The 22,382-nt window shown below is 39.4% G+C and carries 24 protein-coding genes; 3 read left to right on the top strand and 21 right to left on the bottom strand.

Features of this window, described 5'->3' with window-relative positions; all coding sequences use genetic code 11:
- Positions 1 to 21 precede the first annotated feature (21 nt).
- Positions 22 to 1,299, bottom strand: a complete 1,278-nt coding sequence (locus ACWATA_RS08075; RefSeq protein WP_473049756.1) for a glycosyltransferase — start codon at positions 1,297 to 1,299, stop codon at positions 22 to 24.
- A gap of 299 nt (positions 1,300 to 1,598) precedes the next feature.
- Between ACWATA_RS08075 and ACWATA_RS08070 the strand changes: the two genes are divergently transcribed.
- Entirely contained in the window at positions 1,599 to 2,144 is a 546-nt protein-coding gene (locus ACWATA_RS08070; protein WP_473049755.1) for a GNAT family N-acetyltransferase, read from the top strand.
- 130 nt (positions 2,145 to 2,274) lie between these two features.
- On the opposite strand, the gene ACWATA_RS08065 is transcribed toward ACWATA_RS08070, so the two are convergent.
- The 17 genes from ACWATA_RS08065 to ACWATA_RS07985 all read right to left on the bottom strand — a co-directional run bounded on the left by ACWATA_RS08065 (position 2,275) and on the right by ACWATA_RS07985 (position 18,018).
- The gene (locus tag ACWATA_RS08065) at positions 2,275 to 2,760 is read right to left on the bottom strand and encodes a hypothetical protein (RefSeq protein WP_473049754.1); all 486 of its coding nucleotides are present in this window, start codon (positions 2,758 to 2,760) and stop codon (positions 2,275 to 2,277) included.
- A gap of 78 nt (positions 2,761 to 2,838) precedes the next feature.
- Positions 2,839 to 3,507, bottom strand: a complete 669-nt coding sequence (fsa, locus tag ACWATA_RS08060; protein ID WP_014459236.1) for a fructose-6-phosphate aldolase — start codon at positions 3,505 to 3,507, stop codon at positions 2,839 to 2,841.
- A 49-nt stretch (positions 3,508 to 3,556) separates the two neighbouring features.
- Positions 3,557 to 4,450, bottom strand: coding sequence for a phosphogluconate dehydrogenase (NAD(+)-dependent, decarboxylating) (gene gnd, locus ACWATA_RS08055; protein ID WP_047750468.1), 894 nt, complete (start codon positions 4,448 to 4,450; stop codon positions 3,557 to 3,559).
- A gap of 38 nt (positions 4,451 to 4,488) precedes the next feature.
- Positions 4,489 to 6,483: a transketolase gene (tkt, locus tag ACWATA_RS08050; RefSeq protein WP_473049753.1), complete on the bottom strand. Its 1,995-nt coding sequence runs from the start codon at positions 6,481 to 6,483 to the stop codon at positions 4,489 to 4,491.
- A gap of 28 nt (positions 6,484 to 6,511) precedes the next feature.
- Positions 6,512 to 8,014, bottom strand: a complete 1,503-nt coding sequence (gene zwf, locus ACWATA_RS08045; RefSeq protein ID WP_473049752.1) for a glucose-6-phosphate dehydrogenase — start codon at positions 8,012 to 8,014, stop codon at positions 6,512 to 6,514.
- A 444-nt stretch (positions 8,015 to 8,458) separates the two neighbouring features.
- Complete coding sequence (locus ACWATA_RS08040; RefSeq protein ID WP_034328210.1) at positions 8,459 to 8,830, bottom strand: hypothetical protein; 372 nt, start codon at positions 8,828 to 8,830, stop codon at positions 8,459 to 8,461.
- A 266-nt stretch (positions 8,831 to 9,096) separates the two neighbouring features.
- Complete coding sequence (locus tag ACWATA_RS08035) at positions 9,097 to 9,951, bottom strand: GAF domain-containing protein (RefSeq protein ID WP_473049751.1); 855 nt, start codon at positions 9,949 to 9,951, stop codon at positions 9,097 to 9,099.
- 306 nt (positions 9,952 to 10,257) lie between these two features.
- Positions 10,258 to 10,824 (bottom strand): GNAT family N-acetyltransferase, encoded by a 567-nt coding sequence (locus ACWATA_RS08030; protein ID WP_028414508.1) that lies wholly within the window; start codon positions 10,822 to 10,824, stop codon positions 10,258 to 10,260.
- 233 nt (positions 10,825 to 11,057) lie between these two features.
- A complete protein-coding gene (locus tag ACWATA_RS08025; protein WP_473049750.1) occupies positions 11,058 to 11,447 on the bottom strand; it encodes a VOC family protein in 390 nt (129 codons plus the stop codon).
- A 5-nt stretch (positions 11,448 to 11,452) separates the two neighbouring features.
- Positions 11,453 to 12,013, bottom strand: coding sequence for a shikimate kinase (locus ACWATA_RS08020; protein WP_028414510.1), 561 nt, complete (start codon positions 12,011 to 12,013; stop codon positions 11,453 to 11,455).
- An 11-nt stretch (positions 12,014 to 12,024) separates the two neighbouring features.
- Positions 12,025 to 12,477: a hypothetical protein gene (locus tag ACWATA_RS08015; RefSeq protein WP_226313302.1), complete on the bottom strand. Its 453-nt coding sequence runs from the start codon at positions 12,475 to 12,477 to the stop codon at positions 12,025 to 12,027.
- 230 nt (positions 12,478 to 12,707) lie between these two features.
- Complete coding sequence (locus tag ACWATA_RS08010; RefSeq protein ID WP_473049749.1) at positions 12,708 to 13,403, bottom strand: ABC transporter ATP-binding protein; 696 nt, start codon at positions 13,401 to 13,403, stop codon at positions 12,708 to 12,710.
- A complete protein-coding gene (locus ACWATA_RS08005; RefSeq protein ID WP_155009979.1) occupies positions 13,403 to 14,488 on the bottom strand; it encodes an ABC transporter permease in 1,086 nt (361 codons plus the stop codon). Before ACWATA_RS08005 ends, ACWATA_RS08010 begins: the two co-directional genes overlap by 1 nt.
- A 72-nt stretch (positions 14,489 to 14,560) precedes the next feature.
- Positions 14,561 to 15,943, bottom strand: a complete 1,383-nt coding sequence (locus ACWATA_RS08000; protein WP_328152971.1) for a sensor histidine kinase — start codon at positions 15,941 to 15,943, stop codon at positions 14,561 to 14,563.
- Positions 15,940 to 16,614 carry a response regulator transcription factor gene (locus ACWATA_RS07995; RefSeq protein WP_028414515.1) on the bottom strand — a complete coding sequence of 225 codons (675 nt, stop codon included), beginning with the start codon at positions 16,612 to 16,614 and terminating at the stop codon, positions 15,940 to 15,942. Before ACWATA_RS07995 ends, ACWATA_RS08000 begins: the two co-directional genes overlap by 4 nt.
- 163 nt (positions 16,615 to 16,777) lie before the next feature.
- Complete coding sequence (locus ACWATA_RS07990; protein ID WP_473049748.1) at positions 16,778 to 17,659, bottom strand: PhzF family phenazine biosynthesis protein; 882 nt, start codon at positions 17,657 to 17,659, stop codon at positions 16,778 to 16,780.
- A 14-nt stretch (positions 17,660 to 17,673) separates the two neighbouring features.
- Positions 17,674 to 18,018: a YunG family protein gene (locus tag ACWATA_RS07985; protein WP_028414517.1), complete on the bottom strand. Its 345-nt coding sequence runs from the start codon at positions 18,016 to 18,018 to the stop codon at positions 17,674 to 17,676.
- Between the two features lie 190 nt (positions 18,019 to 18,208).
- Here ACWATA_RS07985 and ACWATA_RS07980 point away from each other — a divergent pair, with 190 nt between their 5' ends.
- Positions 18,209 to 18,982 carry a DUF2628 domain-containing protein gene (locus tag ACWATA_RS07980; protein WP_473049747.1) on the top strand — a complete coding sequence of 258 codons (774 nt, stop codon included), beginning with the start codon at positions 18,209 to 18,211 and terminating at the stop codon, positions 18,980 to 18,982.
- A gap of 58 nt (positions 18,983 to 19,040) precedes the next feature.
- Here the strand turns inward: ACWATA_RS07980 and ACWATA_RS07975 are convergent, their stop codons facing one another.
- The 3 genes from ACWATA_RS07975 to ymaG all read right to left on the bottom strand — a co-directional run bounded on the left by ACWATA_RS07975 (position 19,041) and on the right by ymaG (position 21,477).
- Complete coding sequence (locus ACWATA_RS07975; RefSeq protein WP_048019595.1) at positions 19,041 to 20,177, bottom strand: GAF domain-containing sensor histidine kinase; 1,137 nt, start codon at positions 20,175 to 20,177, stop codon at positions 19,041 to 19,043.
- 80 nt (positions 20,178 to 20,257) lie between these two features.
- Entirely contained in the window at positions 20,258 to 20,830 is a 573-nt protein-coding gene (locus ACWATA_RS07970) for a GNAT family N-acetyltransferase (RefSeq protein ID WP_028414520.1), read from the bottom strand.
- A gap of 347 nt (positions 20,831 to 21,177) precedes the next feature.
- Positions 21,178 to 21,477 carry an inner spore coat protein YmaG gene (gene ymaG / locus ACWATA_RS07965; protein WP_473049746.1) on the bottom strand — a complete coding sequence of 100 codons (300 nt, stop codon included), beginning with the start codon at positions 21,475 to 21,477 and terminating at the stop codon, positions 21,178 to 21,180.
- 516 nt (positions 21,478 to 21,993) lie between these two features.
- Here ymaG and yjcZ point away from each other — a divergent pair.
- Positions 21,994 to 22,143 (top strand): sporulation protein YjcZ, encoded by a 150-nt coding sequence (yjcZ, locus tag ACWATA_RS07960; RefSeq protein WP_014459214.1) that lies wholly within the window; start codon positions 21,994 to 21,996, stop codon positions 22,141 to 22,143.
- The last annotated feature ends 239 nt before the right edge of the window (positions 22,144 to 22,382 follow it).

The following is a 22,382-nucleotide window of genomic DNA, read 5'->3' as shown; positions in this document are numbered from 1 at the left end:
TTTTTCACGCTCGCTTACTTTTTATTTATTCCCGAATGTCTCGAGTGCATTAATAATAACCTGAGCTGCTTTTTCGGCTCCTTTTTCAGCTCGGATTTGTTTTCCGATTTCTTGTGCTTTGGATTGAATTTCATTAACTTGCGTATAGGAAATAGCTGCGGATAATTTTTCAGCCGTCAATTCTTTTCTAGGAATGGCTTTTGCTCCAGCTCCCAGCTCATAAATTTTTCTTCCCCAAGCGAATTGGTCATTTCCATAAGGAATAATAACACTTGGAACACCAGCTCGAAGGCCTTCGGCTGTTGTTCCCGCTCCTCCATGATGAACAACGGCAGACATTTTAGGAAACAGCCACTCATGAGGGATATCTTTTACAAATAAAATGTCTTCTGTTATCTCCCTCGTGTGATTCATTCCACTTCCTCCTATATTGATGATACCTCGTTTCCCGGCAAGTTTTAAGGCTTTAACCACTAAAGCAGTCGTTTCGTCTGCGTTTTTTTTATCCCCAACACTTCCAAATCCAATATAAACCGGCGGTTCTCCATTCTTTAAAAATCTTTCCAGCTTCTCTTCCGGCTGATAGCTATGGTCACTGTCCATAAACCAATTTCCGTAGGAATGAACGTGTTCAGGCCAATCTTTAGAGACGGAAAATACGGCGGGACTTGATGAAATAATAGTTGGGTTAGCTGCTGTACGCTGCTTTGGGTACGGACATAAAAAATCTTCAGGTCCTTCTCCATGCTGCTGAACCCAATATTTTTTTAAAGGACCACTTACTACTTTCCAAAATCCCCATGCAAAAATGAGATGCGTCAGCTTATTGTATATTTTTCCAAATCGTGGTCGATCATAAAAAATTAAAGCTGGATAGTCTTTTGTTGGTGTCATTGGAAAAGGGCTGGCTAAGATACTTGGTATATTCATCTCTTTAGCAGCAAAGTAACCAATTGCCGCACCTGGATGATATACAATTGCATCGGCTCCTTTGCATGCTTTGTGCAAATCTTCTTGTATATTAATCATCATACCCATCATCTTTTCATTTTTTAAGCTTGAAAAAAATTTGAGAGGATTGTCTGCATTAATTGCGTCGTCTGCTGCTCCGCTCTCTATAATTTTAGAAACATCTCCTCGAAGCATGGCATATTCAAACCCGTACGATTCTATGAAGTTTTGGTAAGCTTCTGAAGCGGCAATTCGTACACGGTATCCTTTCTTTTTTAGCTCTAATCCTAAAGCCATAAAAGGCTGGGTGTCTCCTCGAGTTCCTGTTGTTAACATCGTAATAAGCATCATTTCAGCCTCCTTATATTAAAACGACAACTATGTCGTTTTAATATAATGTACCCTTCTCCGATTAATTCGTCAATAAAAAACGACAATATTGTCGTTTTTTATTGCTATCCTTTATTTTCCTAAGGCTCTTTTCGTAAAGATTGTTGCTTTTAATTATAACCAGGAAAAATTTACTCTTTATAGTAGTGTATAAAGAGAGGTTCATTCAGCTAACAGACAGTAATGTTGAATAAGATAGGATTTACTTATCCTTAAATAAAATTTTTTCAAAACATCATAAAAGGAAGTGTGTACTATTGGGTAGTGAAAGTAAACTCACTATTTCTCCATTAAATAATGACTTAATAGAGGATATCAATATAACAAATGATTATTTTAAGCTATATGGTAGAGTTGTCCCCAGTTTACAATCAGGCAAGTGGTCTTATAAAGAAGTTCTTTTTGATGAAGCTAGAGAAACACGTTTTCCAGATGACAAACTTGATTGGAACCAATATATAAACCAAGAGGATAAATCTTTGTTTTTAGCTTATATGAATACTACTTGCATAGGACAGATTAGAATAAGTAAGGATTGGAATCGCTTCTGTTATATTGAAAACATTGCTACTAAAAAAGATTATAGCGGCAGTGGAGTCGGAAAGTTGCTTTTAAATAAAGCAGAAGAGTGGGCAAAACAAAGAAAACTTATAGGAATGTCCTTGGAAGCACAAGATGATAATCTTGGTGCATGTAGATTTTATGTGAAACAAGGGTTTATACTAGGTGGAGTTGACACACTAAAGCAGTCATATAATCCTACTATTGAAACCACTTTATATTGGTATAAGTTATTTAAGTAACAGGTACTTTAGCGGAAAGAACCTTTCCTAAAGATAAAACCGCTCTTTATAAAAAATGAAAAAGATGCTTCGCGTTTTAAGCGAAGCATCTTTTTCTATTGCAGTTATGAATGCTTACCTACTTTTTAAGTCAAACTGCTCGTGAGGCAGCTAATTTCTCAATAGGGGCTTGTTCGATGTCTGCTGCTGATATAGCCAGCAACTTTTCTAAAACAGCCGTTATGCCCTTATTTGTTTCATTACTTTTTTTGCAGTCATTAATATGCTGGTTTAATTGTTTTTTATAAGCCTCGGTATGAATGAGCCACTGACTTAAAAGCGCTTTTGTCGCCTTTCTTTCGTCTTCGCTTTTAGCTCCAAATAAGCTCTCCATATCAGGTTCTTGAATAGTTAGCTTACTAAAATCTTCGCTTACTGCAAGCCAAAAATAGTTCTTTTCGTATTCGTAATATCTGTGTTCTTTTAATAAAAAGTAGCCAATTTCAAATTCAATGCGATAGAGCGGCTGATTAACTTTCGGCGCATGAAGGCTTTTAAAGTTAATATGCTCTGCATCATCTACATAAACTTCTGAACCGTATTGGGTTTTAATAATTTTAGCGTCTACTGTATTCATGATGTTTACCTCTTTAAGGATATTATGAGAGAACGCGTGCATTCTTTTTCTAGAATGCGCACGTTCTTTATCTTTTACTTAGTTTTGAACAGCGTTTTTCCAATCAGCCGCAAACTTTTCAATTCCTTGTTCGGTTAAAGGATGTTTGACAAGCTGCTCGATTACTGAATATGGAATAGTTGCAATATGAGCTCCGGCAAGGGCTACGCGTGTAACGTGATCCGGATGTCTTACAGAAGCCGCAATGATTTGAGAGTCGATATTTTGAATGCGGAACAGCTCGGCAATTTTAGCCACAAGCTGCACGCCGTCTTCTGAAATATCATCAAGGCGACCAAGGAACGGAGATACATATGTTGCACCTGCACGAGCTGCTAAAAGTGCTTGGTTTACAGTGAAAATAAGCGTTACGTTTGTTTTTACACCTTTTTTAGCAAGGTAGCGAGTCGCTTCTAATCCAGCAATTGTCATTGGAAGCTTAATCGTAATGTTTTGATCCCCGCCGTTAATTTTGATTAGTTCTTCTGCTTGGGCAATCATGTCTTCTGCTGTTTCGGCATCCGGCGTCACTTCTGCTGAAACGGATTCTACTTCTGGAACGGTTTTTAAAATTTCTTCAATACGATCTTCAAACTTTACGCCTTCTTTTGCAACAAGAGAAGGGTTTGTTGTGACGCCAGATAAAACGCCCACTTTGTATGCTTTTTTAATATCGTCAAGGTTTGCAGTATCAATAAAAAATTTCATTTTTTCATTCCTCCATTAGTTTTTTTTACTATACCCACTATTTCACTTGTTATTTCTTTTCCACAGCATGACCGCCAAACTCGTTTCGAAGCGCGGAAACTACCTTTCCTGTAAAGGTATCATCTTCAAGCGAGCGATAGCGCATCAGTAAAGACATCGCAATAACCGGTGTAGCTGTTTGAAGGTCTAGAGCAGTTTCTACCGTCCATTTTCCTTCACCAGAAGAGTTCATAACTCCTTTGATGTCATCTAGCTTAGCATCTTTAGAGAATGCATTTTCGGTTAATTCCATGAGCCATGAACGAATAACAGATCCATTGTTCCACACTCTCGCCACTTTTTCGTAATCGTAGTCGAACTGGCTTTTTTCAAGAACTTCAAATCCTTCTCCGATTGCAGCCATCATGCCGTATTCAATCCCGTTATGAACCATTTTTAAAAAGTGCCCGCTGCCTGCTTCTCCAGCGTATAGATATCCGTTTTCTACTGCTGTATCGCGGAAAATAGGTTCAACAATTTCCCACGCTTCACGATCTCCGCCGATCATATAGCAAGCGCCGTTACGAGCGCCTTCCATTCCGCCGGATGTTCCAACGTCCATAAAGTGGATTTTGTTTTCTTTTAACTCGTTATAGCGTCGAATAGACTCTTTGTAATGAGAGTTTCCGGCTTCAATAACGATATCTCCTTCAGCTAAAAGAGGCGTCACTTCACTAATAACAGAATCAACAACCGTATGAGGAACCATCAGCCATACAACTCTTGGTGTTTCGAGTGACTGAACAAGCTCCTGTAAGCTTGATACTCCTGAAGCACCGTACCCTTTCATTTGTTCAACTGCGTTTGAATTTACGTCAAATGCTACAACGTCATGACGCTGATCCAGTAAGTTTTGTCCTAAGTTAATCCCCATTTTCCCTAAACCAACTAATCCTACTTTCATGTGAACCGCTCCTTCTATTTATCTTTTTATCTTCTTATTTAAGCCTTTAGTAATTCATTTGCCTGTGCTACTACGTTTTCTTCTGTGAATCCAAACAGCTTCATCACATCAGCTCCGGTTCCTGAAGCACCGAATGTGTCAATAGCTAACACTTTTCCTTTTTGTCCTACAAAACGTTCCCAGCCAAGTGAAATTCCCATTTCTAGAGAGATTCTTTTTGAAACAGATTCAGGCAAGACGCGCTCTTGATACTCTTTTGACTGTTTGTTAAACAGCTCCCAGCTAGGCATTGCTACAACCCGTACGGATGTACCTTCACGTTCTAGCTGAGCTTTTGCACTGACCGCTAGTGCTACTTCAGAACCTGTGGCGATGAAAATCATCTCCGGGTTATCGTTTGTTTCGGTTAATACGTAAGCACCTTTAGCTAGGTCGTTGATATTTTGTTTTGTTTCTTCAAATACGGGCAAGTTTTGACGGCTAAGCACTAAGGCTATAGGACCTTCCGCTTGCTGAAGCGCATAAGCCCAAGCGCTTGCTGTTTCGTTTGCATCAGACGGACGGATTACGGTAAGCCCTGGAATTGCACGAAGAGAAGCTAAATGTTCAACCGGCTCATGAGTTGGTCCATCTTCTCCTACTGCTATGGAATCATGAGTAAACACATATGTGACCGGCAGCTTTTGCAGTGCAGCTAAACGAATCGCTGGACGCAAGTAATCATTAAAAACAAAGAATGTGCTGACAAACGGCTTCACACCGCCGTGAAGGGCCATTCCATTACCGGCCGCTCCCATTGCATGTTCACGTACGCCGAAATAAATATTTCGATTACCGAAATATCCGGGTGCGTAAGGGCCTTCTTCTTTAATGTCCGTCATCGTGGAATGCGATAAATCAGCACTGCCTCCAAAAATAGATGGCACAGATTTAGTGAAATAATTAATCGCTTCCCCGCTTGCAACACGAGTCGACATCGCTTTTTCTGATGAGAATGTTAAAATATCATTCACTTCAATTAACGCTTCGCCCGTAATGGCACGCTCTAATTCATCAGCCAGCATAGGGTATTCTTTTTGGTAAGAAGCAAACAGTTCGTTCCACTCTGCTTCTGCTTTCATCCCTTTTTCTTCTAGCTTTTCAAAATGAGCTTTTACTTCTTCTGGAACATAGAAGTTTTCTTCCGTTTTCCAGCCGTAGGCTTGTTTTGTTGCTTTTGCTTCTTCTTCTCCAAGGGGATTGCCGTGTGCTTTATTTGTTCCCGCTACTTTTGGACTTCCGTAGCCAATAATTGTTCTCACTTCAATGAGCGTTGGCTGTTCCGTGTTCTGTTTCGCTTTTTCGATGGCGCTTGTGATTTCATCCACGTCATTTCCATCTTCTACACGTAAATACTGCCAGTTTGCAGATTCCGCTCTTTTTTGGATATTTTCGCTAAATGAAAGATTTAATTCCCCGTCTAACGAAATATCGTTGGAGTCATATAAAGCAATAAGTTTACCAAGCTTCATATGGCCAGCCATTGACATCGCTTCATAAGAAATGCCTTCCATTAAGTCACCATCGCCTACTAACGTATACGTATAGTGATCAATAACAGAGAAATTTGGTTTATTAAATTTTGCTGCTAAGTGGGCTTCTGCCATTGCCATTCCGACTGCATTTGCAATTCCTTGACCTAAAGGACCTGTTGTTGCTTCTACGCCATCCGTATGGCCAAATTCAGGATGACCCGGTGTTTTACTATTTAGCTTGCGGAAGCTTTTTAAATCCTCTACTGATACATTGTATCCGCTTAGATGCAGCATGCTATACAGCAAGCTTGAGCCATGACCGGCTGATAAGATAAAACGATCTCGGTTAAACCAGCTTGAATTTGCCGGATTATGCTGTAAGTGATTCGCCCATAGCGCATAGGTCATCGGAGCCGCTCCCATTGGAAGTCCAGGGTGTCCTGAATTAGCTGCGTTCACCGCGTCAATTGACAGGGTGCGAATCGTATTAACTGCGAGTGTGTCTATGTTGGTACTCATGTGTCATCCTTCTTTCAATTTGTTTGTATTAAACTGTCTGTACTTCTCGTGATTGACTCGCTGTTTCTTCATCTAACCACCATTTAAAACCGTCTTTTTCTAAAAGCTCATTTGATGCGTCAGGGCCGTGTGAACCAGCAGCATATTTGTGAAGCGGCACTGTATTTTCCTCAAACGCTTCAAGAAGCGGCTGAACCCATTCCCAAGCTAGCTCTACTTCTTTCCAATGAGCAAAAAATGTAGAATCTCCGGCGCATGCATCTGCAATAAGGCGTTCATATGCTTCCGGCGCTCCTTCTTGCTGACCTGAAAAATTAATTTGTACAGGCTCAATATGACCATGATTAAATGGATTTTTGCTGTTTAACTGCAGCGTAATATTTTCGTGCGGGTTAATTTCAATGATCAACAGATTTGGAGATGTTGTTTCTCCTTTGTCTAAGTACAACTCTTTTAGCGAGTCTTTGAATTCAATAACAATTCGCGTCGCTTTTTCCACCATTCTTTTCCCTGTACGAATGTAGAAAGGAACGCCTTTCCAAAGCGAATTATCGATATATAGTCTGGCTGCTAAAAACGTGTCCGTCTGAGAAGATGGTGATACGTCGGGCTCATTTATGTAGCTCGGCACTGAAGCCCCGTTTATTTTTCCAGCCTCATATTGACCGCGAACAACGTCTAGATCCATATCTTCTTTTACAAGCGGACGAAGCGCTTTTAACACATTTATTTTTTCGTTTCGAATATCATCAGCGCTAATGCGGGCCGGTAAGTGCATAGCCGTCATCATCAGCATTTGCAGCATATGATTTTGAACCATATCTCGAATGGCTCCTGAATGGTCATAATAGCTTGCTCTTTCCTCTACGCCGACCGTTTCACTTGCTGTAATTTGTATATTCGCAATATGTTCGTTATTCCATAATGATTGAAGAATAGGATTAGCGAATTCCAGCGCTTCTAAATTTTGTACCATCGACTTGCCAAGATAGTGGTCAATGCGGTAAATCTCTTCTTCTTTAAACGCTTTGCTTAAGTTTTCGTTTAATTGACGAGCTGACTGTAGATCATGGCCAAACGGTTTTTCAATAATTAACCGTTTCCAACCTTTTGTAGCACCTAAGCCACTGTCTTTAATATGCTCGGCAATCGTACCAAAAAATTCTGGTGCAACGGATAGATAAAACATTCGGTTGCTTGGAATGTTTCGTTCCTCTTCGCGTGCTTTTACTAGATTTAACAACTTTTTATAATCTTCAGCATTCGTTGCATCCAATGGGCTGTAGCGAAAAGCTGAAAGAAAATGCTGCATAAGAGATGAATCTTTTTCGACGCGACGTGAAAAAGTATGAATAGACTCTTTTACTTTTTCCTGAAAGTCAGCGTCGGACATCTCCCTTCTGCCTAGTCCTACAACAGAAATTGATTTAGGGATTTTCCCGTCTACAAATAAATTATAGAGTGCAGGATAAATTTTGCGTTTCGCTAAATCACCTGTTGAACCGAATAAAACAAAAGTCATCGCTTCCATATCTCTTCCTCCTGTTAGGAAAAATATAATCTTTAAAAAGTAACTTTTCTTTCATTCGTTACTTTATGTAACCTATCTTATTCCTGAAATATTTTTTCGTCAAGATATAAAACTCATAAAAAATCATTTCAATTTTCTTTTGTTCTTTAAACCCTATAGCCGCTTATCTTGGATAACTTATGGAAAAATAATGAAAATACTTTTTAGTTGAATTTAAAAAACAAAACTGTTTTAATGGATTTGATAGAATTGTATGAAAGTAAAAATGTACATAATGTTTACATATGTGTCAGTGAAAATATCAAAAGGTGGAAGTAATATGGAAGCTCAGCTAATCAAGATGCCTGAAGATCTATCTGTTTTTCACATAGAAAAATCGTAGCTCAATCCAAAAGAGTCACCGGAAGTTGACCTCTTTTTTTGAGCTACACTCACACTTTAACTTTAATGCGTCACTGCGACAAGAAGCATAAGCATCATATAGAGGTTAAAAACAGCAAGTAAAACAAGAACGATATAGACTAGTTTTTTACCTATCTTACCTAAAAAGTAGACGTTGACTAACATAAAATACACGCCTGCTGCGCACAAAACGAACGTAAGAAACTCTTTACACTCGTTCAATGTCATTTGAAAATCTTGATTATAGTAAATTCGGAGATCTTTACTAATAGCGAACGGCACGGTCCACCACCTGATCAAAATTCCAATAAACATAAGTATCCCTATTGTGTTTAAAGTGGACTGAAGTGTTCTCCGCTGTTTCTTTCTCATATCCACATCCGTTTGTGCGGACCTTTTAAAGTTTGTTCGCATGTATTTCCCCCCATGATGTTTTTGCATACAGCAAAAAGGGTCATCAGCCATACACAGGTCTCTCCCCCGGCTATTTCTTACACCACCAAAAGGTGCGTAATGATCATCACGCAAGGCTTCAATGAAGCTACATTCTTTATCTATATTCACTTTATGCTGCATTTGATGCTTTCACAGCTTCTGAGCATACCAGCTTGTTTTTCGTTTCGTATTGAATTATATACATACACAAAAATAAGCCCTGGCTGATAGAGCCAAGGCTTGGTTCATGTTTTGATTAAGTTATACCCCACACATTGAAGAGCTTGTTGAATATTTTTCACGACTTTTAACTGTAAGTTTCTCAAATCATGATTTTTAGTTTGCTCTTTCGCAAATGTGGGGGTTACACCTGTTATAACTGCTTGAGCACCCATGAGCTGAAGTGCTGTAATCATTTTCAAGAAGAAATTCGGAAACTCTTTTTCTCTCAGAAGCAGCTTCGATAAATCAATGATAAAGTAATCTATTTCATTATGAGCTGCATCGTGAAGCACATCTGTCATAATCTGATCCGCACGCTCTTTATCAATAATACCTTGAAGAGAAAGAATCGAAACCCCCTCTGTAATCGGAATAATTGGGACGCTTAAAAATCCCATCTGATATCGTGTTTCATCCAGATCGATCATATGGGATAAGATACCTGCCATTGATTGTAAAAAAGCAATATCTTCTCCTGAAAATTCTTTTTCTTCCTTGTCCATTACACAGAGTGTTCCAAATACATTTCCTTTTAAATCTTTTAATGTAACACCTAAAAAACCTTTTACCTGCAATTGATCCGTTACTTCTAGCTGTCTTGTAACGGCATCCTTCATCAGATTTGCCGTATGCATAACGTCTCCGTCATTCATAATAGTTAAGCGGCAGTATGTACCTCCGTATTCAACGCTGTATCCTTCAGGAATAATCTCTTCCTTCTCGTTATATGAGCTGAGGACCGTCATCGCTGTTTCTCCTCTTCTAGTTACGTACGTTGTGCTGACATTCAGCTGTTTGGTAATAACCTCAAATAATTTTTGCGAAACAGACCGCAGTGAATAAAAATGAGGAACTTTATTTTCTCCATCAACGTTCATTTAGTTACCTCCATCGCAACTATCATTCTCTCTGCCATAAGTGCATTCTTTCATAAAGATACGCACAGCTTGGCTATAACTTTTTTGTAGTATGAGAGAGGACAGCTATATTGCCTATTTTCTATCTTATACATACCAGATTTCACATATGACATGATTTCACATAAGAAAAACTCCTTCCGTTCATGAAGGAAGAAGTTTTAAATTATATAAAAATTTCACACGTCCCCATTTTCCCTCTATTCCCCATATTAGGATATATCAAACTAAACTGTCTAGTTCAATGACAACATAGCACAAAGGGTATTAGAGCTCCTGCTTCATCTTTTTGTTCCATTCTCTTCGCAGAATTCCCATTTTGACGCTATCAAAATATTCACCGTTTACGATACGTGCTTCTCTGATTCTTGCTTCTTCTTTCATACCTATTTTTGCCGCTGTTTTGATCATTCTGATATTGCCTGACCACGTAGACATGCCGAGTCTATGCAAAGGTGTAAACTCAAATAAAAAGTCGATCCACATTCCATAAGCTTCTGATCCATATCCTCCGCTCCAATAGTCTGAATCGTAAATGACAATTCCAGTTTCCATCCAGTTTGTACGTTTGTCCACCCAGTAACAGTTCACCGTTCCTACAGCTATTTCATCAATAATAACCGCAAGCATTCGGGGAACTGATGGATAAATCTCATACTCTTCTTCCCATGAATTCATATACTTTTCTTTCGTCAGCTTTCGATCTGGTATGTACGGAGCATTCCATTTTTTCGCTTCTTGTTTTTTCTCTTCGTATTTCCAGTAATAGAGCGTATTAACATCTTCCTGTGTCGCTTCTCTTAATAACACTTTTTCTCCTATTAATTTTATCATGAGAGGCATTACTCCTTGATTTATGAAATGGCTTATTAAATTTTAGAAACTTAAAGCGACTCTTAATACACGTTTATACAATCATAGCGTTAAATAATGAAGAAAAGGAGTAAATTTATAAAGAATAGTATTGCTACTGCCAATCAGCAGATGAAAATGAAAAGTAACTTATCCTGCTTTGCCTGTAAAACACCGAGACAATATATATGCTCCCGGTGTTTTTTGTTTTTGCTCTATTTATTATTCGCGTTTTCCATAACTGCAAAATAGTTACCTTCACTGTCTGAAAAATTAAAGACTTTTCCTGAAGGCATCGATACAATTTCTCCCACCGTTACGCCTTTAGCAGTTAACTCTCTATATAATTCATCCACATTCTCCGTAAAAAACAGAAGCGAAGGTGTCCCGACATTTAATTCCGGCTGCATTTTTGCTATTAGCTGTTTGTTATGAAGGATAATGGTTGTTTCAGCACCCGCTACCGGCGCTAGCTCAATCCACTTCATGCCTTGTTCATTATTTTGTTCGGACATAACCTGAAATCCCATTTTTTCTGTCCAAAACTTTACCGCTTGATCTTGATCGTTTACATACACCATAATTTGACCGATTTTTTTAATCATTGCTTTCACTCCTTCGATATAGATGAAATAATTTCTTTTGCTACTGTATCTGCCGACTTTTCCTTTGTGTAAATTGTTTGCTTTGCCAGCAGCTCATTTGACGGATGCGTTACAAAATGTTTGTTAAGCTTAAAAACATCTTCATCATCCGTTATTTGCTGCAGTCTTTGATGTAATAGTTGTATGGACTCTTCTTTATCAGCACTGGGAAGCAATAAAAATAGAGACTGATAAGGTTTTAATATCTTTTCTACTTGCTGAAACAGTCCCATGTCTTCGTAGACCGAGTGACCGGCGCCAAAATCAATGACCGCATGTTTGTACTCTTCTAGTATTCTTTTAACGGCATAGGCTTCAAACGGCTTCCAATAGGCGTACATACCCTGAAACCCTTGTTTTTCTCGAATGTCCTGCTGTGTTTCTTTGCTGAAACCTATTTCCTCGTAGTAAGAAAATCGCACTTCGTCCATTGAGCACTGAGGAATACTTAGTTTTTGCGCTACTTTTTCACCAACCGTCGTTTTACCCGCGCATATAGGTCCAATGAGAATAATAGGGGGTTGCATAGGCTCTCTCCTTATTTCACTTCCAATACAAACGCGTACGATGCATCTCCATTAGATACATTTTTTTGACTTTCATCCATCCACCACACTGAATATGAGTAGTAGTACGTGCCTGATTCAGAAGGTGCTTTCAGCTTATTTTTCTTCAGTGGTATTTCCACTTCATGGCTGTTTTGTATTTGTGCCATATGCTTTTCGTTGGGCTGCCGCTTATACTTGATAACAAGCGATAGCGATTCATTTGCTTTTACTTTAATCGGCTGTTCTGTTTTTAACAATTCTAAAGGGCCTGCTTTATCCACACACGTGTTTTTCCAGCAGTAAGTGCCAACTTTTGTTTCATAAAGATGGTTGCTTGCTTCGAGATACGCTTTTGGCGGGAATTCTTCAAGAAATCCACTGCTTGAACATCCTGTAAAGCTTGCTATGATAAGTCCACCTGCAGCTGTCTTCCATTTCTTCATCATTTCATCACCTTTTTACTATTTCTTCATTGTTCTGTTATCTCCTGTTTCTTACTTTCTAAATAGCATTGCTTTATTTTCAATACACGCTTTTTAATAAAATGGAATATGAATACCTAACTGATTTACTAATAAAGGAGTGAACGTATGGAGGCGCCAAACCGAGACGACAAATATGCACATGATGAAGAACGCAAAAAAGTGCTGCTCTTGTCAAGAGCAGCACTTTTTTAGACTTGCACGCTAGTTGATTCTACTAATTTCCCATCTTCCATCCACACAACGCGATCGCATAAATCCAGCATTCTTTGGTCATGGGTAACCATTACAGCCGCTTTTCCCCTTAGCTTCACTTCATCTGCAAGCATTTGAACGACCGCTCTTCCTCGCTCTGAATCCAAGCTTGCCGTCGGCTCGTCTGCGAAGATAATTTCAGGGTTATTCATCCACGCTCTTGCAATCGCTACCCGCTGGCGCTCTCCGCCGGATAGACTTTCAGGATAGTGATGTTTTCGATGGGCAAGCCCGAGCTTTTCAAGCAAATCATCCGCTCTTTTTTTTGCTTCTTGATTTCGATTTCCTTCTAGTTCCATGACAAGAAGAAGCTGATCGCGAACCGTTAAATACGGGATTAAATTAGCTGATTGAAAGATAAAGCCGATTTTCTTGAGACGAATGCTGTTCATTTGTGATGGAGACATTTTATTAATTTCGTCTCCGTCAATAATTACACGTCCGCTAGACGGTGAAAGCAGCGCCCCTGCAATGGATAAAAACGTACTTTTCCCAGAACCAGAAGGCCCCACTATAGCCACAAGCTCTCCAGCTTTCACACGCAGCGATAGGTCATTTAACACGACTACAGCGTTTTCTCCGTCTCCAAACGACTTGCTAACACTCTCTAAAACTAATTTTTCTTCACTCATTATACAGCCCTCCCAATCGCTTCAACCGCATCTACTTTTGCTACGCGATACAGCGACAATAATGAACTCAGTACAGAAACGGCTATAAACAGCGCCGAGCAGCCTGCGATTAGCGATAAATCCAAGTGAAATGGCATTGAATCAGGCAATATAGCAGCTACTCCGTATGTCAATCCAATACTAATAGCGAGACTGCATAAAGTTAACACAACCACTTGAGATAAAATCGTTCGCGCTAAATAGCTTGTTTTTGCTCCTATCGCTTTTAACACGCCAAACTGATTCATTTTTTGAAGCGTCATCACATAGAAGAAAACGGCTAAGACAAAAGCTCCAATGATAAACAGAAACGCGACCATCATTAAAAGTGAGCCCTGTTCTTCTTGATAACCCGGAATTCCTTTTAACGCTTCATCCTTACTGATTACATCGATTTCAGCTTCTTTTTTTTGAAGAGTCTGTGCTTGCTGGCTGTTCATATTCAATACGACTGCATTAAAAGCACCTGTGCTTTCAATTGTCTTCCACTCTGTAAGATTGATATGAATAACAGGCGCGTGACTAAACGACTGATTTTTTGTAAAACCAACAATTGTAAAGCTTTTTCCTGAAGCCGTATCTTTTATCGTATCACCTAGCTTTACTCCTTCTTCTTTTAGCGAAGAGTCCGCCACGGCTTCATGTTTCGCATCGTCCGTAATCATCTTCCCTTCCGTTATGTTCGGAGCTAAAAAGCCGCTTGTGCTTATGGCAAAAAACGAGGCGTCTATTTTTTTCGCTTTTCCTTCATTTATAACGGCTGTCATCATCACACCAAGCGGCTCAGCTTTTTTCTTTCCGCTTAGTTGTTGAATATCTTCTGTTTTGTTTGTTGATAAAACAGAGCGCGTCAGGCGCTGATCCGCTTCTTTTTGAAGCGCAACGTAATTTCCTTTCATTTCTTGAACAGCTGAAGCATTGTCAGAGGAAAGCCCTTTTGCTAAGCCTGATACAAAAAGTACAAGCCATACAATTAACACCATAATCACGCCAATGAGTAAGTAGCGCAGCTTCGCATGTTTTAATTCACGTAAAGCCAAAAACATCTTTCTTTCATCTCCTTTTTTCATTCTATTTAAAGTATAAAAACAGAAAATGAATGGAAGATGAACGGCTCATTACATTTTCGGAAGATAGACGTGAAAAGTGCTGCCTTTTCCTTTTTCGCTTTCAACGTGAATGGAACCTCCGTGCATGTCGACAATTTGCTTCACAATCGCTAAACCAAGACCGCTGCTTCCTTCCGTCCGGCTTCTTGCTTTATCTTCCTTATAAAAACGATTAAAAATATGCGGGAGGCTTTCTTTTGACATACCGATTCCCGTATCTTGAAACTCCACGTGGCAATACGTATCTTCCATACCAACGCGAAGAGACAGCGTTCCTCCTTCTTCCGTGAACTTTACGCTGTTAGTAATCAAATTTGTCCACACTTGATGAAGCAGTTTTTGATCGCCTGAAATCATCGTTGAAGGAAGATCCATTTCAATGGCCAATTCTTTTTCACGCCAGCTCCACTCCGTCATGAACAGCACTTGCTTGATTTGAGTTGCAACGTCAAACGTGCTTTTTTCGATATGCTCACTTTCTTTATCAAGTGAAGCAAGCGTAAGCAGCTGTTTGCTGAGGGACGACATGCGCCGGCTTTCTTCTTCAATAATAGACAGATACTCATTTCTTTGTTCATCTGAAAGGTCAGCAGAACGGAGCGTTTTCGAAAACCCTTGAATGGACGCCAGCGGAGACTGAATTTCATGTGACACGTTCGATACAAATTCCTGGCGCATCTCTTCAAGCTGCTCTAAACTTTTAGCCATTTCGGAAAAATGTGAAGCAAGCGCGCCGATTTCGTCTCGGCGCTTTACGTACAGCTCAACGTTGTATTTTCCTTTCGCCACTTGCTTTGTTGCTTCCGTTAGCTTGACGATTGGTTTTACTAAATAACGCGTGCTAATAAGTACAAATAAAATACTTAATACAATCATCAGCAGTAAAATGACCGAGAAAAAAATGCGCATTTCCCCGAACTGCAGCTGAATATCAGGGCGAATAAACAGCGCTTGCTGCTTGTTACCCTCTCCTTTTAACGGCACGCCGATGGTATTAGCTAACACATTATCAAAAAACCCCGTCACAAACACCTGTGAAGGAAAGTTTGCAATTCCGTGATACATTTTACCGTCTAATACTTGTTTGACAGCACTCTTTTCTAAGCGCTGGTTTCTAAACTCTCGTCCGTAAAACGTCTCATGTCCGGTGCTGTCCACGACATATATTTGATAGCCAAGTTTACTAATATGCTGTAAATAAGACTGTTGATCTACGCCTCTATTGCTTTCGTAAAAGCTCGCAATGTCTTTTGCCATACGCGTAAGCTTTTGATCGTTATAAGGTTTTAAGCTGTACTGATAATAAACGTTCGCCACAATAAACGCGAGGAGACTGCTAAATACCATCACAGCAATGGTTGTCAGGACAATCCGCAAATAGAGCGTCTTCATTTTGCCGTCACCTCAAGCTTATAGCCGACGCCTCGAACCGTCGTAATGACAAAATCATCGGTATGTTCAAACCGCTCGCGCAGCCTTTTTACGTGTACATCGATTGTACGGTTATCTCCGTTAAAATCCGCTCCCCATATCAGATGAATTAATTCTTCTCTTGTGAAAATTCTTCCTGGATAGCTCGCGAGCTGAGCTAATAATTCAAATTCTTTCATTGGAAGAATGAACAGTCGTCCGCTGCAGTGCACTTCATAGCTTTTTCGGTCAATAGAGGTGCTGTTCAGCACGATCATCTTTTCATTTACCACTTCGTATCGGCGAAGCAGGGCTTTGATTCGGAAAATCAATTCTTTTGGTTCAAACGGCTTTGTCACATAGTCATCCGTTCCTGCTAAAAAGCCTTTTTCTTTGTCTTCGAGCTGATCTTTTGCTGTTAATAAAATAATGGGAAAATCATAGTAGCTGCGTATTTCTTCGCAAACTTCATATCCATCTTTATGAGGCATCATAATATCGACAACCGCTAAATGAATGTGCTGCTTAGCAAGCAGACCCGAAGCTTCTTCCCCGTCTTTTGCTTCATGCACCATATAGCCTTCAAGCTGCAAATAGTGACGAACCAATTGCCGCATATGCTCATCGTCATCCGCCAGTAAAATGTGAATCATTTCTTCTGCCACTCCTTTTATCAACCATTCAAAATGGCGGCCTTTTGGCCGCCATCATTTATTCTTTCAGTATCTATCTGTTTACTAGTGTAACCAAACGCCGTAGTCCTATTGCGTTTTTATTAGGATAAGGACTTATTGTGAACAGCAGATGAACAGCTTGTTACAAAATCCATTCACCGCGCGCAATCATCTCTACTTTTCCGCCTACTTTAATGTAAAAAGCCTCTCCATCATAACTAGCTTTTACATACAGCAGTGAAGGTCTTCCTATTTCGTATCCTTGTTCTACACATATGTCAATAGCTTGCTGATTAAAATAACCGTATTTGACTAAATATGCTGCTAAACAGCCGTTGGCGCTGCCGGTTGCCGCATCTTCTGGAACGCCGTAATAATCAGCAAAATCTCGCACATTTACGTGATGATCTTGGTGATAGGTTTCCGGCGAAAAGACCATGATTGCTTTTGCTTCCGTATGTTCTATCAGCTTAAAATACTTTTCTTTGTCTACTTCTATCGATTTAGCCGCTGCTAACGATGTTAACGGGACAAGGATGACCGGCAGACCCGTGGATACTTCTTGAACGGGAAAACGCATATCGATATAAGTTTCATCAAGGTTTAACACGTCCGCCACCTGCTTTTTATCTAACACTTTCCCAAACGTCGGCTGACCTTGTGTCATCCACAGTACATCTTTTTGTTCATCATATGTAACAGGCGTAGGACCTGCTTTATAATGAAGAATAAGCTCCTCTGTATCTTTTTCTTCTAGTTCTTCTCGGATAACATAAGCGGTACCGAGCGTCGGATGGCCTGCAAATGGTACTTCTTCATTAGGTGTAAAAATCCGCACGTCATATTCTCCTTTTTGCGTAGAAGCCGACGTAATGAACGTCGTTTCAGAGAAATTAATTTCTTTAGCCATTTGCTGCATCTCTTTGTCTGAAAGGCTTCCTGCGTCTTTAAAAACGGCTAGCTGATTTCCCGTATATTTTCTCTGTGCAAATACATCAACAATGGAATACTGAATAGTTTTCATTCCTGTGTTCCTTTCTAACGCAAATTTTTATGTACAAAATGGGTCATTACTTTTTTCTTTAAAGCCTCATATTGCTCCTCATTCGTATCCATAAACGCTTCTTCCCGACTGGATAAAATGTCTGCGTAATGGAGAGGCTCACGAAATTGTTCTTGTGTAAAATCATAGCGCTGTTCGTTGAGCTGATTATAGAAATGCCAGCCTTCTTTACACGGAGTTTTTAAAATATCTCCTCCTTTGATATCTTGAACGACAAGCGCGGTCACTCCGCACTGTCCTTTAGCAGGATTGTCAGCCGTCCACTTCGTGCTTGAATGAATTGACCACGATTGATGCAGGGCTTTCTTTAAACGATTCACGTTGGGGAAGCTCCTTTTTCTTCAAATCTACCATATTCTTCTTTTTTATGAAAGTTCTCATTAAAAAATTGACAGCGCAAATATTCTTACTTTAAAAATAATTTAAGGAAGAATAGAAAAATACTAGAAATAATGTATAATAATAGAGTCATTTTAGATGATAGATTATAACCAATGAAAGGTGTTTTAAATGGAAGAACAAGCAGTAAATGAACTCCTGTCTTTTGAAGAAGAGCATAAAGTAGTTCGAACAAATACGTCGTATTATGATTTGAAATGGGGAAAAACAGCCAATCCAGCTAAAAACAACACGTGGAACTGGGCAGCCTTTTTTCTGACAAGCGCTTGGTTTGCATACCGAAAAATGTATAAGCACTTTTTTATTTTAACGCTTATTGAAGTAGTTTGGTTTTCCCTTTTGTGCTTTGTAGACATACCAGAGTGGTCCGATGCAATTGTGTTCGGCGGTGCTTCACTTATTACAGGACTGTGTGCCAACCGCTGGTATTATAAACACGTTAAAAACGTGTTAGCTCGAGCCGAAGCTCAGCCGGAGCAGCGGAAAGAAGCTTATTTGCAAATAAAAGGCGGCACTCACATCGGAATTGCTATTGGTTTAAGTATCTTAGCGCTTGTGATTACGTTTGGAGTCGGAGCGGGATTATCATATTTACCAACAAAAACAAATATTAAAGATGTAGTTCGCTACGGCGACGAAGCAATTACGCTTGAAACGTACAACGATCATCCAAAATGGAGCTATATTAAAAAAGAAGGCCGTCATCACGTTGTACAATTTACCGGCTACGATTATACAGAAAAAGAGCATGTACGCATTGTGTTTAACGTTTATTTGGATAAACAAATTTACGAATGGAACAAAATTTACATCAACGGCAAAAAGTTAAATAAAAAAGATGCGGAAGACTATGAATACTGGATTGAAGACAGTTCAGCATATTAAAAAAGTCAGCAAAAAAAGAAAGGATGAGTGCTTGCTCTCCTTTCTTTTTTGTTTTATCTTAAAGCGTCAAAGGCAGCTTCACCGTCACCACTGTCCCGTTCTCATCACTTTCAATCGCAAGCGTACCGTTATGCTCGTTGATGATCGTTTTACAAATAGAAAGCCCTAACCCCATGCCTGTTCCATCTTTTGTTGAGAAAAACGGATTTCCTACTTTATTAATAATGGATAGCGGAATCCCAGAACCGGTATCTTGAATGTCAATAAGAGCCCAATCTTCCCATTCTTTGATAATAAGATTTACTTCCCCGTGTTTCTTTTTCTCCATTGCTTCAATGGCATTTTTCAAAAGATTCATAAACACTTGTCTCATTTGAGCAGGATCGATTGATACAAGCGGAATGGCTCCTTCTATTCTTACGTTCATTTCGACATTATACAGCGCAGCTTCACTTTTCAAGAAAGCAACGGTATCATGAATAACTTCTACAATCGATACGATTTCTTTTTTAGGCGCTGTTGGCTGCGTGACAAGCAAGAAGTTGTTAATAAGTTCATTCATACGATCCAGTTCATCAAGAACAATTTTTTGAAAAGGCTCTGCCTGCTCATTTTCATTAAATAAAAATTGAATAAAGCCGCGCACCGACTGCATCGGGTTTCGAATCTCATGCGCTAACCCTGCTGCTAGCTGCCCTACGAGTGCCAGCTTATCAAGCTGCAGAATTTTCTCTTCAATTTTCGGCAAAACAGCCGCTTGATTTTTATAAATAATATGAGACAAAATACCAGCCAGCCTGTTTAACCCTTGAATTTCACTTTCGCTAAACGGATAAGGATCCGGATCGACCGCACATAAGGTACCAAACATTCTCCCATCTTCTAGCACAATAGGTGTTCCTAAATAAGAACCTACCCGGGCACCATCAATGATGGCTAAATTAGACGTTCTAACATCGCGTTTTGTATTGGGAATAACAAGGGGTTCATCACACGTGACTAAGTTGCATACCGCAAGCTCTAACGGTAGCGTCAGTCCATCCTCTACAAGGCTTCCCCCTTCTTTATTAAAGGCTTTCATAACTGAAAATTGTTCGTCGAAAATCCCTACAAACAGCGTCCTGCTTCCGACTACTTCGCTGGCCATCTGCAATACATCCCAAACGGCTTTTTCATTGATGTTCCTCTCTTCCATTACCTTAGTCACCTACTATTTAAATATAGACTGTTCTATTCTCTTATTCTCATTATAAATTTTAAATGTACAAACGTATATCAAAATTTTAAGAACTCGTTTATTTCTTCTATTTTGTCATTAGGGTTAAGGATAGCTAAGACTTGATGATCTTCCCATATGCCATTAATATTTACATTTTTTCTAGCGATTCCTTCTCTATGAAACCCAGCTTTTTCGAGTACGCGCTGAGAAGGCACATTACGTGGCATGACGCCGGCTTCAATGCGGTGAAGATGCAGCTCTTCAAACGCATAGTCAACAAGTGCTTTTATGGCTTCTGTTGCGTACCCTTTCCCATTATGATGGTGATCTAAAAAATAGCCGATAACTGCGCTTTGTAAAGATCCCCGCATCACTTGAAAAAGACTAATGGTGCCAATTAATTTATTATTCTCTTTTTGAAAAAGACCAAAATAGTATTCTTGATCGTTTTTCCTATTCTCTTCGTGACGCTGAATTTTTTCTACTTGGCTCTCTAATGTATAAAAAGAATGCTCTCGACTCATAGAAAACTGCTTAAAAAAGTCTCGATTGTCCTTTTGCAATCGGAGGCTGTCGTGCGCATCGCTGGCAGTCAACGGGCGCAAATAAATAGTGTGGCTTTCAATCATGTTATGTCTCTCCCTCTTTTACTTCTCACAGAAAGTTGTGTAAAAAGAATGCTTCGTTAATATCTTCCATTTTCTCACATAGTAAGCGTTTCTTACTGTAATGTAAAGAACCAAAAGCACGATTCTAACATCTTTTCTTTATCTCTTCCTGCCACTATTTTTTATTTCTTCACTATGTAAAATCAAAAACCACCTGGAAAAATGACCAGGTGGTTTTATATATGAGATGGGGTGTACGTTCTGATTCACTGTGGATGGATATAATGCCTTACGTTTCCAAACAGACTTCCTTATAGAAAAGAATGATATAAAAAATACTTCTTCTGAGATTTTTCTTTTATTTATATTTAACAGCCGCAGCCAAAGCCATAACCGCCGTAGCCGCCATACGGATAACCACCGTAACCGTATCCGTAACCGCCATAGCCATATGGTGATAGCAGTGAGCCTGCTACTAGCCCACCTGCTAATCCTCCTAAAAATGGACCTCCAAAGCCATAGCCGAATGGTCTGCCAAAGCCAAACGGGCGTCCAAAACCAAACGGTCTGCCAAAGCCAAACGGCCTGCCAATAAACCTTTCATCTGCGTGTTGAAGTTGATAATCTTGAGCATACATAGTAGGTAAAAAATGCATTTCTGAATCCATAAGAGAAACCTCCGTTTTTTTATTTTTTACTTTCACCCAAGAATATGCATTTACCTATTCGCTGTCTTGGGCAAATATCTTGGTTATGCTGAAAATAAGGGAAAAGAATTACAAAAAAAAGCAAATGACTAAGTTTATATGAAAATGAGCTTGATTTCTCTTTAGTACCTAATACATACAAAAGAAGCGGATCCTGACTTAGAAGGGTATACGGAAAGTACTAACATGTTTACTTCATAGTAAAAAACAAGAAGCCGAAGAAAAAATTCTTCGGCTTCTACTTCATTATGTACGCAGGCTAAGGAGGAAGTGGTATTAGCCTGCTTCGTTATAACATGGGGGCTCATATATGAGATCTTGGGATGATTCATCCTATGTAGAAAGTGAAAAAAAGTACCGTGTCCATCTTATTTTCTTATCTTTTTTTATTTTCATTGAAATCATTGGATATTTTTGGAGCACTTTTGCATTTCAGGCATATGTTAAAAATGTACTCAGAACTTGGAGGTGAACTATATGGGCTTCTATGGTGGCTGTGGTTATGGCGGTTACGGTTACGGCGGTGGCGGCTGCGGATTTGGCAGTGGCTTTGCTTTAATCATCGTATTATTCATTTTATTAATCATCATCGGCTGTGCTTGCTGGGGAGGATTTGGCGGTTGCTAATCATTAGAAATAATGATGAACAGCTTCATTTTCACTAATTTTTTTACCAAAAGCTAGCTTTCCACTTTATTATGAAAAAGCAGTGTCCACATAATGGGCACTGTTTTTAGGTGTGCTCACAATGAGACTCACCACTGAGAAAAAACCACGGGCTTTTTAATCTACCGTTCCTTGTTTACGCCTTCTCATTACCTTATTTTTCTTGTTCATACTTCCCTTTCTTCTACATATTAATAGGT

This window comes from Priestia sp. USM5, assembly GCF_058323215.1.
The sequence above is the reverse complement of the archived record's forward strand: the minus strand, read 5'-3'. Positions and strand labels throughout refer to the sequence as shown.

Bases quoted from the DNA above. Each gene is read 5' to 3' on its own strand.
- ACWATA_RS08075 (WP_473049756.1), bottom strand. From the start codon at position 1,299: ATGCTTATTACGATGTTAACAACAGGAACTCGAGGAGACACCCAGCCT.
- ACWATA_RS08065 (WP_473049754.1), bottom strand. From the start codon at position 2,760: ATGAATACAGTAGACGCTAAAATTATTAAAACCCAATACGGTTCAGAA.
- fsa (WP_014459236.1), bottom strand. From the start codon at position 3,507: ATGAAATTTTTTATTGATACTGCAAACCTTGACGATATTAAAAAAGCA.
- gnd (WP_047750468.1), bottom strand. From the start codon at position 4,450: ATGAAAGTAGGATTAGTTGGTTTAGGGAAAATGGGGATTAACTTAGGA.
- tkt (WP_473049753.1), bottom strand. From the start codon at position 6,483: ATGAGTACCAACATAGACACACTCGCAGTTAATACGATTCGCACCCTG.
- zwf (WP_473049752.1), bottom strand. From the start codon at position 8,014: ATGGAAGCGATGACTTTTGTTTTATTCGGTTCAACAGGTGATTTAGCG.
- ACWATA_RS08040 (WP_034328210.1), bottom strand. From the start codon at position 8,830: ATGCGAACAAACTTTAAAAGGTCCGCACAAACGGATGTGGATATGAGA.
- ACWATA_RS08035 (WP_473049751.1), bottom strand. From the start codon at position 9,951: ATGAACGTTGATGGAGAAAATAAAGTTCCTCATTTTTATTCACTGCGG.
- ACWATA_RS08030 (WP_028414508.1), bottom strand. From the start codon at position 10,824: ATGATAAAATTAATAGGAGAAAAAGTGTTATTAAGAGAAGCGACACAG.
- ACWATA_RS08025 (WP_473049750.1), bottom strand. From the start codon at position 11,447: ATGATTAAAAAAATCGGTCAAATTATGGTGTATGTAAACGATCAAGAT.
- ACWATA_RS08020 (WP_028414510.1), bottom strand. From the start codon at position 12,013: ATGCAACCCCCTATTATTCTCATTGGACCTATATGCGCGGGTAAAACG.
- ACWATA_RS08015 (WP_226313302.1), bottom strand. From the start codon at position 12,477: ATGAAGAAATGGAAGACAGCTGCAGGTGGACTTATCATAGCAAGCTTT.
- ACWATA_RS08010 (WP_473049749.1), bottom strand. From the start codon at position 13,403: ATGAGTGAAGAAAAATTAGTTTTAGAGAGTGTTAGCAAGTCGTTTGGA.
- ACWATA_RS08005 (WP_155009979.1), bottom strand. From the start codon at position 14,488: ATGTTTTTGGCTTTACGTGAATTAAAACATGCGAAGCTGCGCTACTTA.
- ACWATA_RS08000 (WP_328152971.1), bottom strand. From the start codon at position 15,943: ATGAAGACGCTCTATTTGCGGATTGTCCTGACAACCATTGCTGTGATG.
- ACWATA_RS07995 (WP_028414515.1), bottom strand. From the start codon at position 16,614: ATGATTCACATTTTACTGGCGGATGACGATGAGCATATGCGGCAATTG.
- ACWATA_RS07990 (WP_473049748.1), bottom strand. From the start codon at position 17,659: ATGAAAACTATTCAGTATTCCATTGTTGATGTATTTGCACAGAGAAAA.
- ACWATA_RS07980 (WP_473049747.1), top strand. From the start codon at position 18,209: ATGGAAGAACAAGCAGTAAATGAACTCCTGTCTTTTGAAGAAGAGCAT.
- ACWATA_RS07975 (WP_048019595.1), bottom strand. From the start codon at position 20,177: ATGGAAGAGAGGAACATCAATGAAAAAGCCGTTTGGGATGTATTGCAG.
- ACWATA_RS07970 (WP_028414520.1), bottom strand. From the start codon at position 20,830: ATGATTGAAAGCCACACTATTTATTTGCGCCCGTTGACTGCCAGCGAT.
- ymaG (WP_473049746.1), bottom strand. From the start codon at position 21,477: ATGGATTCAGAAATGCATTTTTTACCTACTATGTATGCTCAAGATTAT.
- yjcZ (WP_014459214.1), top strand. From the start codon at position 21,994: ATGGGCTTCTATGGTGGCTGTGGTTATGGCGGTTACGGTTACGGCGGT.